At 73.2% G+C, this 14,017-nt stretch carries 7 protein-coding genes and 3 pseudogenes; 3 read left to right on the top strand and 7 right to left on the bottom strand.

Annotated elements, in window-relative coordinates; translation table 11 throughout:
* Window positions 1–2,061, bottom strand: a pseudogene (locus tag ACWEN3_RS25885) (type I polyketide synthase); the annotation flags it as partial.
* Between ACWEN3_RS25885 and ACWEN3_RS25880 the strand changes: the two are divergent.
* Window positions 2,062–3,765: a chitinase gene (locus tag ACWEN3_RS25880; RefSeq protein WP_452975460.1), complete on the top strand. Its 1,704-nt coding sequence runs from the start codon at window positions 2,062–2,064 to the stop codon at window positions 3,763–3,765.
* On the opposite strand, the pseudogene ACWEN3_RS25875 reads toward ACWEN3_RS25880, so the two are convergent.
* Together ACWEN3_RS25875 and gabT are read right to left on the bottom strand one after the other, a co-directional pair.
* Window positions 3,707–4,342: pseudogene (locus ACWEN3_RS25875) on the bottom strand (phosphatase PAP2 family protein); the annotation flags it as partial. The gene ACWEN3_RS25880 and the pseudogene ACWEN3_RS25875 sit on opposite strands and share 59 nt — an antisense overlap.
* A gap of 373 nt (window positions 4,343–4,715) precedes the next feature.
* Window positions 4,716–6,050 carry a 4-aminobutyrate--2-oxoglutarate transaminase gene (gene gabT, locus ACWEN3_RS25870; RefSeq protein WP_452975457.1) on the bottom strand — a complete coding sequence of 445 codons (1,335 nt, stop codon included), beginning with the start codon at window positions 6,048–6,050 and terminating at the stop codon, window positions 4,716–4,718.
* A gap of 292 nt (window positions 6,051–6,342) precedes the next feature.
* Between gabT and ACWEN3_RS25865 the strand changes: the two genes are divergently transcribed.
* Together ACWEN3_RS25865 and ACWEN3_RS25860 are read left to right on the top strand one after the other, a co-directional pair.
* Window positions 6,343–8,793, top strand: a complete 2,451-nt coding sequence (locus tag ACWEN3_RS25865; protein ID WP_452975455.1) for an ATP/GTP-binding protein — start codon at window positions 6,343–6,345, stop codon at window positions 8,791–8,793.
* A 110-nt stretch (window positions 8,794–8,903) separates the two neighbouring features.
* Window positions 8,904–9,182 (top strand): annotated as a pseudogene (locus tag ACWEN3_RS25860) (PucR family transcriptional regulator ligand-binding domain-containing protein); the annotation flags it as partial.
* A gap of 2,755 nt (window positions 9,183–11,937) precedes the next feature.
* Here ACWEN3_RS25860 and ACWEN3_RS25855 read toward each other — a convergent pair.
* The 4 genes from ACWEN3_RS25855 to ACWEN3_RS25840 form a co-directional block, all read right to left on the bottom strand.
* A complete protein-coding gene (locus ACWEN3_RS25855) occupies window positions 11,938–12,096 on the bottom strand; it encodes a DUF6760 family protein (RefSeq protein ID WP_452975452.1) in 159 nt (52 codons plus the stop codon).
* Window positions 12,093–12,596: a hypothetical protein gene (locus tag ACWEN3_RS25850; RefSeq protein ID WP_452975449.1), complete on the bottom strand. Its 504-nt coding sequence runs from the start codon at window positions 12,594–12,596 to the stop codon at window positions 12,093–12,095. Before ACWEN3_RS25850 ends, ACWEN3_RS25855 begins: the two co-directional genes overlap by 4 nt.
* Window positions 12,596–13,039 carry a phage tail protein gene (locus tag ACWEN3_RS25845; RefSeq protein WP_452975447.1) on the bottom strand — a complete coding sequence of 148 codons (444 nt, stop codon included), beginning with the start codon at window positions 13,037–13,039 and terminating at the stop codon, window positions 12,596–12,598. The genes ACWEN3_RS25850 and ACWEN3_RS25845 overlap by 1 nt, the downstream gene beginning before the upstream one ends.
* Before the next feature lie 61 nt (window positions 13,040–13,100).
* Window positions 13,101–14,017: phage tail sheath family protein (locus ACWEN3_RS25840; protein ID WP_452975444.1), on the bottom strand; the 917-nt coding region annotated here is incomplete at its 5' end.

The following is a 14,017-nucleotide window of genomic DNA, read 5'->3' as shown; positions in this document are numbered from 1 at the left end:
GGCTACTCCCCGATCGGTGCCTGCATCATCTCTGACCGCGCTGCCCCGTACGACGGCCAGCACCTGGTGGCCGTTGCGCCGGGCGTCGCTGAGCCGCTCCACCAGGAGCATGCCGACGCCCTCGGCCCAGCCCGTACCGTCCGCCCCGGCGCCGAACGCCTTGCACCGGCCGTCCGCCGACAGGCCACGCTGACGGCTGAACTCCACGAACATGCCGGGCGTGGACATCACGGTGACGCCGCCGGCCAGGGCCGTCGTGCACTCGCCGCTCCGCAGCGACTGGACGGCCAGGTGCAGGGCGACCAGGGACGACGAGCAGGCCGTGTCCACCGTGACCGCCGGGCCTTCGAGGCCGAAGGAGTAGGCCACGCGGCCCGAGGCGACGCTGGTCGTCGTGCCGGTCAGCAGGTAGCCCTCGATGCCGTCGACGGGCTCGTGCAGCCGGGGGCCGTAGTCCTGTGCCGTCGCGCCGATGAACACGCCCACCCGGCTCCCGCGCAGCGTGGCCGGGTCGATGCCGGCCCGCTCGAAGGCCTCCCACGCGGTCTCCAGGACCAGCCGCTGCTGAGGGTCGATCGCGGCGGCCTCGCGGGGGCTGATGCCGAAGAAGCCGGCGTCGAACTCGGCCGCCTCGTGCAGGAAGCCGCCGTCGCGCGCGTAGGTCTTGCCGAGGCTCTCGGGGTCGGGGTCGTAGAGCCCGTCGACGTCCCAGCCGCGGTTGTCCGGGAACCGGGAGATGCCGTCCCGGCCGGAGGCCACCAGCCGCCACAGGTCCTCCGGCGAGCGCACCCCGCCCGGGAGACGGCAGCTCATGCCGACGATGGCGATCGGTTCGTCGGCGGCGGCCGCGGTCGGCCGCGCCGCGGTCGCGGCCGTGGCGGCCGGGGCCTCGCCGAGGAGTTCGGCGCCGATGTGCCGGGCGAGGGCGGCGGGGGTGGGGTGGTCGAAGACGAGGGTGGCGGGCAGCCGCAGACCGGTGGCGGTGGTCAGCCGGTTGCGCAGCTCCACGGCCGTCAGCGAGTCGAAGCCCAGGTCCTGGAAGGCGTGCGCGGGCTGGACGGCCCGGGGCGAGGCGTGCCCGAGCACGGCGGCGGCCTCGGCCCGGACCAGTTCCAGGAGGGCCTCGTCACGCTCCTCGCCGGGCAGTCCGGCGAGGCGTTCGACCAGGGACCCGGTGGCGGCGCGCCGGGCGGTGCCGCGCGGGGAGACGCGGACGAGTCCGCGCAGCAGGGCCGGTACGGTTCCCGCCGACCGGTTCCGCAGGGCGGCGGTGTCGAGGCGGAGCGGTGCGAGCACGGGCTCGTCCGAGACGAGCGCCGCGTCGAACAGCCGCAGGCCCTCCTCGGTGGACAGCGGCAGGACGCCGGAGCGCGCCATCCGCGACCTGCCCGCCTCGTCGAGGGCGTCGGCCATGGCGCCCTCCTGCGCCCACAGGCCCCACGCCAGGGAGACCGTGGGGCGTCCCTGGGCCCGGCGGTGCCGGGCGAAGGCGTCGAGGAAGGCGTTCGCCGCGGCGTAGTTGCCCTGGCCGGGGTTGCCGAAGGCGCCCGCGGCGGAGGAGAACAGCACGAACCTCGTGCTCTGGCCGGTGAGTTCGTGCAGGTTGAGCACGGCGTCGGCCTTGGGCGCGAGGACGGCGCCCACGCGCTCCGGAGTCAGCGCGGCGATCACGCCGTCGTCGAGCACCCCGGCGGTGTGCACCACGGAGTCGACCGGGGTGGCGGCCAGCAGCCGGGCGACGGCGTCGCGGTCGGCGAGATCGCAGGCGGCCCACGTCGCTTCGGCGCCGAGCGCCCCGAGTTCGGCCTTCAGGTCCGCGGCGCCGGGGGCGTCCGCGCCGCGGCGGCCGACCAGCAGCAGCCGGCGCACGCCGTGTCCGGTCACCAGGTGCCGGGCGAGGGTCTTGCCCAGCGCGCCGGAGGCGCCGGTGAGCAGCACGGTGCCGAAGCCTGAGGCAGCGCTCCCGGCGGCGGCAATGTCCGCGGGGCCGGTGGCGGGGTCCTCCGTCGCCGGGGAGGCGGCGCGGACCAGGCGCGGTGCGCCGGCCTCGCCTTCGCGGACGTGGTGGTCGACGGCGGTTTCGAGTCCGGCCTGACCGGCTGGAGCTGCACCGCCGGTACGACGGTGAACTCGCCCGTGCACAGCGGGAGTTCCGCGCTGCAGGCGACCCCGGCCGGCAACGACGACGCCCAGTGCGCCCAGACGGTGGCCGTCCAGCCGAACGCGCGGTACACCCTGTCCGGCTACGTCCGCGACTCCTACGTCTACCTCGGCGTGACCGGCACCGGCACCACCGACGTCTCCACCTGGACCCAGTCCGCACCCGACTGGCAGAAGCTGACCACCACCTTCACCACCGGCGCCGCCACCACCAAGGTGACCCTCTACACGCACGGCTGGTACGGCACCGGCACCTACTACGCCGACGACGTCTCGCTCGTCGGCCCGGGCGGCGGCACCACCGGACAGCCCCCCGCCGCGCCCACCGGACTGACGGCCGGATCCGTCACCTCCTCCTCGGTCGGCCTGTCCTGGTCGGCGGTCACCGGCGCCACGGGTTACGCGGTCTACCGCGACGGAGCCAAGGTCCAGACGGTGACCGGCACCTCGGTGACCGTCACCGGCCTCACCGCCTCGACGGCGTACAGCTTCCAGGTCACGGCGGTCGACGACACCGGCGAGTCCGCGAAGTCCGCCGCCGTGACCGCGACGACCGCCCCGGGCACGGGCACCGGCGGCGGCTCGGCCGGCCTGCCCGCCCACGCCCTCGTCGGCTACCTCCACGCGAGCTTCGCCAACGGCTCCGGCTACACCCGCCTCGCCGACGTACCCGACAGCTGGGACGTCATCGACCTGGCCTTCGGCGAGCCCACCTCGCCCACCTCCGGCGACATCCGCTTCAACCGCTGCCCGGTCACCGACTGCCCGAACGCCGAGAGCGACGCCGACTTCAAGGCAGCCGTCAAGGCCAGACAGGCGGCCGGCAAGAAGGTGCTGATCTCCATCGGCGGCCAGAACGGCCAGGTCCAGCTGACGACCACGGCCGCGCGGGACACCTTCGTCTCCTCCGTCTCGAAGATCATCGACGACTACGGCCTGGACGGCCTCGACATCGACTTCGAGGGCCACTCGCTGTCCCTGGACACGAACGACACGGACTTCAAGAACCCCACCACCCCCGTGATCGTCAACCTCATCTCCGCGCTGAGGACCCTGAAGGCCCGGTACGGCTCGACGTTCGTTCTGACCATGCCGCCGGAGACCTTCTTCGTGCAGAACGGCTACCAGTACTACGGCACCGGCAAGTGGGGCGGCCAGGACCCGCGCTGCGGCGCGTACCTCCTAGTGCTCCATGCCCTGCGCCACGACCTCACCCTGCTGCACGTCCAGGACTACAACTCGGGCCCGATCATGGGCCTGGACAACCAGTACCACTCCATGGGCGGCGCCGACTTCCACATCGCCATGACCGACATGCTCCTCACCGGCTTCCCGGTCGCCGGCGACCCGGACAACGTCTTCCCGCCGCTGCGCCCGGACCAGGTGGCGATCGGCATGCCCGCGTCGACGAACGCGGGCAACGGCTACGTCTCCCCGTCCGAGGTCACCAGGACCCTGGACTGCCTGACGAAGAGGACGAACTGCGGCTCGTACGCGACCCATGGAACCTGGCCGTCTCTGCGCGGTCTGATGACGTGGTCGGTGAACTGGGACCGCTACTCGAACTGGGAGTTCCAGAAGACGTTCGACGCGTACTTCGGCTGAGCACGACGGACAGGGTGGCCAGCAGCGCCGCGCACAGGCACCAGCTGGCCACCACGTCCAGCGGCCAGTGGTATCCGTGGCGCACCAGCCCGTAGCCGACCCCCAGGTTGACTAGGGCGCAGGCCGCCACCGCCAGCCGCCGGGCGGCCGCCGAGCGCAGCCAGGGCAGGAGCAGCAGGGTCGCGGACCCGTACGCCACCACGGCCGTGGCGGTGTGACCGGAGGGGAAGTAGCCGGTGCCCGGTGGCACCGCCGGGGTGCCCGGGCGTGCGGTCCAGTCCTTCAGCGGCACGATCAGCGCCGGGACCAGCGCCATGAGCGCGGCCGCGGCGGCCGGGGGCAGCCACCACCGGTGCGCCCCGGCGGTCCTGGCCCGCCAGGCGACCAGGCAGGCGGTCAGGGCCAGCACGGGCACCGCCACCTGGATGTCGCCGAGGTCGGAGAGCAGCCCGGAGAACCGGTCCGGGTGGACCAGCGCATGGCTGAGCCGTTCGTCCAGACGCAGCAGGGGGCCGCCCGCGACCACCTGCCAGGTGATCACCGCGAAGAGGAGGAGCAGAACCAGGAGCACAGCCACGGAGGACAGACTGGCAGGTTCCGTCGAGAAGGAGGTCGGCCGCCCCGGAACAGGGGGGGTAGTTCCCGGGCGGCCGTCCGGATCGGAACGTCGCTCGCCCCGGGGGGTTTGGGGCGGCGACCGTCCGATCGGTGAGGAGATCCCGGCGTCAGGCGCCGGTTGTGTGCGCGAGGGCACGACCAGGTCGAAGCTGGGGAGGCCCCGGCCTGAAACCGCCCACAGTTCCCTGTGGGCGGGGTGTATCTCTCATCTGGGTAGAACCTACGGCAGGCCGGGGCGCTTGGGCAGACGGAATCGCGTCCCGTCATCCACCTCGCACACGTTCTTCACACGGCCTGCCGCAGGGACCCCGTCAGAGGTGCGGACCCGCTGCTCAGATGCGTGCGAAGGCCTGCTCGATGATGTCGAGGCCCTCGTTCAGCAGGTCCTCGCCGATGACCAGCGGGGGCAGGAAGCGCAGCACGTTGCCGTAGGTGCCGCAGGTCAGCACCAGCAGGCCCTCGGCGTGGCAGGCCTTGGCCAGCGCGGCGGTGGCCTCCGGGTTCGGCTCCTTGGTGGTGCGGTCCTTGACCAGCTCGATGGCGATCATGGCGCCGCGCCCACGGATGTCACCGATGATGTCGAACTTCTCGGCCATGGCGACGAGGCGGGACTTCATGACCGCCTCGATGTTCTTCGCCTTGGCGTTGAGGTCCAGCTCCTTCATCGTCTCGATGGCGCCGAGCGCACCGGCGCAGGCGACGGGGTTGCCGCCGTAGGTGCCGCCGAGGCCGCCCGCGTGCGCGGCGTCCATGATCTCGGCGCGGCCGGTGACGGCGGCGAGCGGCAGACCGCCCGCGATGCCCTTGGCGGTCGTGATCAGGTCCGGGACGATGCCCTCGTCCTCGCACGCGAACCACTGGCCGGTGCGGCAGAAGCCGGACTGGATCTCGTCCGCGACGAAGACGATGCCGTTGTCGGCGGCGAACTGGCGGATCGCGGGCAGGAAGCCCTTGGCCGGCTCGATGAAGCCACCCTCGCCGAGCACCGGCTCGATGATGATCGCGGCCACGTTGTCCGGGCCGACCTGCTTGGTGATCTGGTCGATGGCCTGCTTGGCGGCCTCGGGACCGGCGTTCTCCGGGCCGGTCGGCCAGCGGTAGCCGTAGGCGACCGGAACGCGGTAGACCTCGGGCGCGAACGGGCCGAAGCCGTGCTTGTACGGCATGTTCTTCGCCGTCAGCGCCATGGTGAGGTTGGTGCGGCCGTGGTAGCCGTGGTCGAACACGACGACGGCCTGGCGCTTGGTGTACGCACGCGCGATCTTGACGGCGTTCTCGACGGCCTCGGCGCCGGAGTTGAACAGCGCGGACTTCTTGGCGTGGTCGCCCGGGGTCAGTTCGGCGAGGGCCTCGGCGACGGCGACGTAGCCCTCGTACGGGGTGACCATGAAACAGGTGTGGGTGAAGTCGGCCAGCTGGGCGCCGGCGCGGCGTACGACGGCCTCGGCGGAGGCGCCGACGCTCGTCACGGCGATACCGGAGCCGAAGTCGATCAGGCTGTTGCCGTCCACGTCCTCGATGACACCGCCGCCGGCACGCGTGACGAAGACCGGCAGCGTGGAGCCCACGCCCTGGGCGACCACGGCCGTACGGCGGGCCTGCAGCTCCTGCGACTTCGGGCCGGGGATGGCGGTGACGACGCGGCGCTCCTGCGGAAGTGCGGTCATGCGGGGCTCCTGGGGGTATTACGGACGCTTACCTTCTTTTCTCGCAGGCTAAGACGGGCGCTGGGGGGTGGGCATGCTCCATGTGGGCGTTGTCCGGGGTTGCCGTTGTCCGTGGTGGACATACCGGGGTGCGAGCAGCGGTCCGTGTCGGGCGGGGGTGGTCTTGCGGCGGTGGGGGCGTCGTCCGCCCCTCTTCGGGACGCGCGGCCGCGTAAGCGGTGAACTCCCGTTCCCGGGGCGTTAGATTGGCTCGCTGACGGTGGACGGAACGGCTGGTCAGGGGGCAGGGCGGATGGACAGCGACGGGACGCGGGACACCCGCGGCACGCATGCGACGCCGGTGCCACGTCCGACGGCGCCGACGGACACGCCCGCGGCGCCTCGGAGCGGCCCCCTGCCGCCGCACCACGACGTCGCCGTGCCGCCACGGCCGACACGCGCGCCGGATGTACCGCCCTCGCACGCCTCGGGCGCCCCGCATCCGCGCTGGCCCGTCGCCGACTGGCTCGACGAGCCGCGTCCCGCCGTCGAGCCCGGCATCTGGCGTTACGGCTACCGGCGGCCCAAGGCCGCGCATCAGGGGCAGCGTCTTGCCCCTGTCACCATCGTCGGCTTCGTCGTCCCGCTGCTTGCAGGCCTGCTTCTGTGGTCACTGTGGCGGCACGGCAGCCTTCCCTACCAGTGGGCCGTCATCAAGCTGGTCACACCGGGCGACTGGTGGTGGGGCGGTACCACGACGCCGAAGACCTACCAGGGCGCCGAGGCCCTCACGGTCGCCGACGGCGTGGTCTTCGCGACCCTCGTCTACGTCATGGCGCGCCTGGGCAGCTGGCCCGACATCATCCGGCATGTCGTCACCCGCCGCCCGCAGCCCGGCCGGGCACTGATCGCCGCCCTGGGCGCGCTGATCGCACTGGCCTTCGTGTTCCCGAGTGCCTTCCCCGGCATCGGTTGGGACGCCTTGCCCATCATCGATCCGGTGTTCTCCCTCGTCGTCCTGATCACCGGCGGTTACGACGTGTTCGGCTCGCAGCTGCTCACGAACGGGCTGTACGCGCTGGTGACCCTGCTTGTGCTGTGGCCGTTCGCCCGCGTCGGCGGCTGGTGGCCTCTCGCGAAGGAGGCGCTGGCCGCGCGGGCGGGAACGGCCCAGGCCGCTCAGCCGGTCGTCGACCGGCGGCCGTCGCAATGGCCCGAGCTGCGGGAGGCCGGTCAGCATCAGGCCGCCGACGCGCTCGCCGCCGAGGTGCACGCCGGCCGGATGAACGACGTGGACTGCGTCCGCGTCGGCCATATGTGGACCACGGCCAGCGCCCGGGCCCGGCTCGCCTCCTTCACCGACACGGTGCTGCGTGAGGGCGCTGCCGCCTGGACCCACCCGTCCGGCGCTCGCGACCTGCCGGGAGGCCGAGCCGCCCAGCACGACCTGCTCGCGCGGCAGGTGCGCCTTGGGCAGTGGGTGACCGGGGACCGCACCCCGGTCGCCTACGGCGGCGCAGGGGCGGCGCTCGCACCGGACAGCCTCGGCACCTCACTGCTGGCCGTCGGACCCTCCGGCTCTGGCAAGACGCGTCACCTGATCCGACCCGTCGCCGAGTTCCTCGGCCTGCAGGCGCTCGCCGGACAGTGCGCCGTCGTCGCCGTCTGCGCGGCCGGCACCCCGCTCGGACCCGACGCCGCGTACGACGTCGTCGTACGCCTCGGCGACCCCGCCTCGGTGCACGACCTCGACCCCTACGCGGACTCCGACGACCCGGACGAGGCGGCCTCCTTCCTGGCGGAGGGGCTCGTCGGCGACCTGGACGCGACGAGCGGTCAGCGGGCGGTCACCACGCTGGCCCAGCTTCTCGGCCCGTACCGGGTGGCGCACGGACGCTTCCCGACGCTGCCTGTACTGCGTGAGCTCCTGGAGGGCGAGCCCTCGGCCCTGGCTGCGCTGCGCGAGGCGTTGGCGGAGGAGAGTCACGGCGCGATGCGCCGCGAACTCGATGCGCGCGCCCGGCAGTCGGGCAGCGCGGGCGATCCCGGCCCTGTCCTGGCCGACCGGCTCGCTGTGCTGGTCCGGCCCGCGTTCTCCGAGTTCTTCGGCGCGGACGGCGGCGGTGCCCGGCCCTTCTCGCTGCGTGCCGTCGCACACCATCCGCTGCGAGTCCGTATCGACCTGCCCGACCGCGGACACGAGGAGGCGTCCCGGATCGTCAACCGGCTGGTGCTCGCCCAGTTCGGCGCCGTGGCGGCGTCGGGCGAACGGAACCACTTCGCCTGCCTCGTCCTGGACGACGCCACCGGAGCCGTGACGACCGCTTCGATACGAAGCATCCAGCGCCTACGCTCCCGCAACGCGGGCGTCGTGCTCGCCCTGCGCACGGTCGGCGACGTCCCCGAGGCGCTGCACGGGCCGCTGTACGCGGCCGCCGGCTGTCGTATGGCCTTTTCCGGGGTCACCACGTGGGACGGCAGCAGGTTCGCGGAGGCCTGGGGCACCCAGTGGGTGGAGACCCGGGACGTGGCCCGGCACACCGTTTTCGCGGACCAGCCGATGACACGCGCCATCCACGCCCTGCGCAAGCTGGTGACCGGCAAGGCGGTGACCACGGAGGCCGTCACCGTCCGCCAGGTCGAGCGGGAGCGTTGGTCCGCGTCCGAGTTGGCGCACGGGGTGCCCGCGGGGCATGCGGTGCTGTCGCTGACGACCGTGCAGGGTGAGCACGCGCCGCCGTTGCTGGTGGATCTGCGGAGCTGAGGGAGGGCCAGCGGGGGATCGTACGGTGAGGCAGAATCGACATCGGTCGTTCATACGCCGCGGCCAAAAGATCACCTCGTTCACCGGATCTCCCTCACCGTGAAGGCCTCATGCCCCCGACGCTCGCCTCGCTCGTCCACCACTCCGCGCTGAAGCTGACCGTGCGCGCGGGCGAGGACCGCCTCGACGTGCCCGTGCGCTGGGCCCATGTCAGCGAACTGGCCGACCCCGTCCCCTACATGGAGGGCGGCGAGCTGCTGCTGATCACCGCGCTCAAGCTGGACGCGGAGGACCCCGAGGCGATGCGCCGGTACGTACGACGGCTGGTCGGCGCGGGCGTCGTCGGGCTCGGCTTCGCCGTCGGCGTCAACTACGAGGACATCCCCAAGCGGTGGCTGTCGGGGGGAGTGGGGAAGGGGCCGCGGTGGACGTCGGTCCGGCGTGGCGCTGGATCGTGGGGGCGGCGGGCATGTCCGCCAGGCGGACGGCGTCCGCGGGTACGGCGGCGAGGGGAGCGGCGAGGGGGGAGGTGCGGCGGGCAGGGGCGGGCCTGACGGGGGCCGGGGGACGGGCCTGGCCCTGCTGGGCGCTCGGTGCAGGAGCAGTGGTCGGCCGACGGCCTGTGCCGGTTTCCTTCTCGGGGCCCGGCCGCGGGGACTCGGCGGACTGCGACAGCGGCGCGCCGAGGCCCAGCCGTGGCGGTGTCCGCGAGGGGGTGCGCTGGACGGGGAGTGCGGTGCCTACGGCAGGAGCCGGCCTGCCCGCAGCCGCCTCGGGGCGGGTGGGAGCGATGGTCGCTCGCCGGTCGTGGGGCGTGGCGGAGCCGGAGGATTCGGAGGGGCCCGGTGCCGTCCGGGTAGGGGAAGAGTGGTCGGCAGACGCCGTGGTCGAGGCGGGGGACGACGGACCCGGGGCGGGGGAGGGAGCCGAGTCGTCCGCCCGAGCCGCCGAGGCCGGCGTCACGGCGGGGGTTGGTGAGTCGGAGGTCGCCGTCGCCCGTTGGACGGGGGGTGGGGTGTTCGTGGCGTTCGTCGTGGACCGCTGGGGGGATGTCGGGGCTGCCGTGTGGCGCGGGGTCGGCCTTGGAGAGGGCGTCACTGCGGGGGCATCGGCTTCGTGGCCGGGGGAGTCGCCGGTCGGCGTAAGGGAGTCGGTGCTCTGTCGGTCGGATTCAGCCGCCTGGGTACGAGTAACCGGGCCCTGCGGGCCGGAGCCGGTGAGCTGTGTACGGGGCTCACCACTCCGGACGTGGGCGGGCGTCCCGGCGCCTGGGGTGGTGGTCCTCGCGTGGCCGGGCAACGCGGCCCGCTGCACCTCCGCGACCGGACGCCGAGCGGCGGGCGGAGTTGTGTCCTGCGAAGGCCGAACCGTCCGGGCCGCCGGGCGGCGGGGGGCTGCGGGACGGTCGGCGGTGGGCGATGCGGGAGCGGACTCCGTGCGCTGCTTGTCACCGGAACCGGCGGCCGACGCGGACGGGGACGGCGCCGGTGCGTGTCCGGCGTCGGCGGACGACGGCCCGGACCGCGAAGACGCAGGGACGGACTGGACCGCCAAGGACGTTGAAGCGGGCGGTGTATGCCCTGTGCCGGCGGCGGGTCCGGACACCGGCGCGGTACTGCCGTCGTCTCGGGAGGTCGTCGTTCCGGCGGGCGGTGTATGCCCTGTGCCGGCGGCGGGTCCGGACACCGGCGCGGTACTGCCGTCGTCTCGGGAGGTCGTCGTTCCGGCGGGCGGCGTTTGTCCTGTGCCGGCGGCGGGTCCGGACACCGGCGCGGTACTGCCGTCGTCTCGGGAGGGCGTCGTCCCGGCGGGCGCCGTACGGTCGAAGCCGGCGGCGGGCGTCGATGGGCGCCCGGGGCCGATGGTCGCGCGCTGGACCGGTGCTTGGTCGGTAACCGTGCCGGTCGACGGTGCCGAAGGCCCGGCGGGGGTGCCCAGGGAACCGGTTCCCGCCGAGTGCCCTGCGGACCGAACGGCGGCGGAGTTCCGCTCGCCTCCCGGGTCCGGCGTGGTACGGGTTGGAGTGACCGCCCGCTGCACCGGCGTACCGGCGGCGCCCGTCGTGCCGGAACCGGGACGCGCGGTGGGGGAGCCGGGCGACCCGACTCCCTTTGTTCCGATACCCGTTGACGACGCCGGCCCGTCCTCCCCGACCCCGCCGTCCGAGGTGCGCGCCCCAGAGACCGTCGTGCTCGTCGGCACGGCCGGCAGCACCCTGGGCCGAGCGGTCGTCGGCCCGGCCGGAGCCCGTACCAAGGCCGGCGGCCGGGGCATCCCGGCGGTCGCCGGCGTCACCTGGACACCGCGAGCCGGACGCGCGACCGGGGCGCCGGCTGCCGCGGCCGGCACCCGCTGCACCGGTACGACCGGCGGGGCAGGAACGCCCGTTCCGCCGCCCGGCGCCAGGGGCGGCCCGGAATTCACAGCGGCCGCCGTAGGGGCCGCGGGCGGCGCCACCGGGACCGTCCGGCCCCCGCCGCCACCCCGGTTGGTCACCGGCGAGGTCTGTACGACGGGCGCCCCCGATCCCTTGGCGGCCGCGGTCGGCGTCCCGGGCTGCCCGCCCGACCGCCCGGACCCGGCCCCGGCCCCGGCGGAACCACCGGACCACGGCCCAGCCGCGACGGTCGCTCTCGCGCCGGACCCGTCCGACGAAACCGCCCGCAGTGGCACCACGGGCACTCGCCGCACCGTTGGTGCCTGCGGCCCCGCCGTCGGCCCCGCGCCGGGTGCCGAACCCGACGGCAGGGCGAAGGCCGGGCCTTCGAGGCCCGGCCGGGGAGCCGCCGAAGCCGCGAGTGAGCCGCCGAGCAGGCCGGCGGCCGTCCCGTCGAGGACCGTGTGCGAGCGGGTGCTCAGGAACGTCGGGTTCTGCCAGGTCGGCAGGCGCCCGGAGAACCCCGCGTCCGCGACCGCGGCGCCGCCCGTCGCCGTACGCGTGGCGAGGGCACGCTGCATCGGCGGCAGCCCCGGCCAACCGGCAACCGCCGCCCGCCCGGCTTCGGAACCGCTTTCGCCGGCAGCCGGATTGGCGCCGTCGGACGCACCGGCGACGGGCTCCCGCGCGCCCGCGTCGGATGTCTCGGAACCCGCAGGCCCCCCGGACGAGGCACGTCCCCGCCACCGTTCCAGGAACCCCACGGCTCAGCCCCCCGCTTCCGGCCGCGTCACCAGGGACGCGATCTCGCTCGTGAAGCGGCGGCGGTCGTGGTGTTCCAGGTCCAGGATGTCTTCGAGGCCCCAGTGGAAGTGGTAGGCGACGTACGCGATCTCTTCGTGCAGCCGGTCGGTCGCGTACGTCACGATTCCCCCAGGCGGCTCCCGCCGAGTTCCACCTCGAAGGGCTCCGAGCAGTGCGGGCACCGCACCGCGGCCCGGGTGTGGCCCTCCGCGTTGATCTGGCGGTAGAAGTCCTGCAGGAACGCCAGGTCGGAGGCGAACATGTTCTCCACGATCCCGTCGTGGACCATCGGCAGCGTGCCGAGCCGGGTGATGACCCGGCCGAGCAGCACCACCGACAGGTATGCCGGGTTCTCCTGCACACGCACGTCCCGCAGCGGGACCAGCTCGTCGCGGGCCGTCGACAGGCGCATGGTGCCGTCCCGGTGGACGGTGCCCTGCTCGTCGACGTACCCGCGCGGCAGCTGGAACGGGAACTCCGTCCGCAACTGCTGTTGCTGGTGAGGCTGCTGGCCCGGGGCGGGAGGGCCGGGGTCCGCCGACGGCGGCTCCGGCGCGGGCGCCGTCGCGTCCGCGCCGGGGAACGTGCTGCCGGCCCCCGCCCTGACAGCCGAACGACGCATTACTCGATGACCAGTTCTTCGAACACGATGGTCACGGTCTCGGTGAGCGCGGCGGCCTCGCCCGCCTTCACGGTGCTCGCGTCGATCTTGCTGCACCAGGCGTTGCGCAGGTTGTACCGCTTCACCGGGTTGCTCATGTAGTCCATCATGATGATGGTGGCGTTCTTGCGGGCGGTGGACATCTGGCCCGCGATGGACTCGTTGATCCACTGGGTGAACGAGTCGGACTGGGTCATACCGCGGACGACCGTGCAGGTCCCGTTCTTCTTCGTACCCGGCAGGTTCTTGACCGAGTTCTGGCCGTTCTGGCTGTTCTGCGTGTACGTGATGACGTCCTGCTCCATCGACAGGCCGCTGACCTCGGCGAGGTACTCGACCATGACACCGTCGATCTGGAGGCCGAAATTGTGCGATGTGAGGCTGTCACCCGGCTGGAGACTCATGGATTCGCTGTCCTTCTAGGGGTGTTGACGGGGTGGTGCCGGAGGAGTTCGGGGCCGGCTCCTATTCCTCCAGCTCCCCGCTGCCGCTGGAGAACTGGGCCAGGCGGAAGATCACGAACTCGGCGGGCTTGACCGGCGCGATGCCGATCTCGCAGACGACCCGGCCGACGTCCACCGACTCCGCGGGGTTGGTCTCCTCGTCGCACTTGACGTAGTACGCGTCCTCCGCCCGCTGCCCGAACAGCGCGCCGCTGCGCCACTCGTTGACCAGGAACGCGGAGATGTTGCGCCGGATGCGGGCCCACAGGTTGTGGTCGTTCGGCTCGAACACCACCCACTGGGTGCCGATGAGGATGGACTCCTCGAGGTAGTTGAAGTACCGGCGGATGTTCAGGTAGCGCCACGCCGGGTCGGAGGACATCGTGCGCGCGCCCCACACCCGTACGCCACGGCCCGGGAAGGCGCGGATGCAGTTGACGCCGATGGGGTTGAGCAGGTCCTGCTCACCCCGGGTGACCTGGTACTCCAGGTCCACGGCGCCGCGTACGACCTCGTTGGCGGGCGCCTTGTGCACACCGCGCTCGGAGTCGCTGCGGGCCCAGATGCCGGCGATGTGGCCGGACGGCGGCACCATGCGCGCCTGGCCGGTCGCGGGGTCGAAGGCCTTGATCCAGGGGTAGTACAGGGCCGCGTACTTGGAGTCGTAACCGGCCGTCTCCTGCCGCCACACCCGGATCTGACGGGCGTTCAGGCCGGGCGGCGGGTCGATGACGGCGACGCGGTCGCCCATCAGCTCGCAGTGCGCGATCAGACCCAGCTGCACGGCCTTGACGGCCTCCAGGTCGATGGCGCCGCGCTGGTAGGCGGCCATCAGGTCGGGCACCGCGACCATGGAGACCTCGTCGACGGCCTCCAGACCGCCGAAGCCGGTACGGTCCGCGGAGTCGCCGAGGTACTCGGCCGGGCCGGGGTGGGAGC

It is taken from the genome of Streptomyces sp. NPDC004561 (assembly GCF_053602155.1).
Note: the sequence above shows the minus strand (reverse complement) of the source record. Positions and strands in the feature narration are given on the sequence as shown.

Coding starts and splice junctions, on each gene's coding strand:
- gabT (WP_452975457.1), bottom strand. CDS start 6,050: ATGACCGCACTTCCGCAGGAGCGCCGCGTCGTCACCGCCATCCCCGGC.
- ACWEN3_RS25845 (WP_452975447.1), bottom strand. CDS start 13,039: ATGAGTCTCCAGCCGGGTGACAGCCTCACATCGCACAATTTCGGCCTC.
- ACWEN3_RS25850 (WP_452975449.1), bottom strand. CDS start 12,596: ATGCGTCGTTCGGCTGTCAGGGCGGGGGCCGGCAGCACGTTCCCCGGC.
- ACWEN3_RS25865 (WP_452975455.1), top strand. CDS start 6,343: ATGGACAGCGACGGGACGCGGGACACCCGCGGCACGCATGCGACGCCG.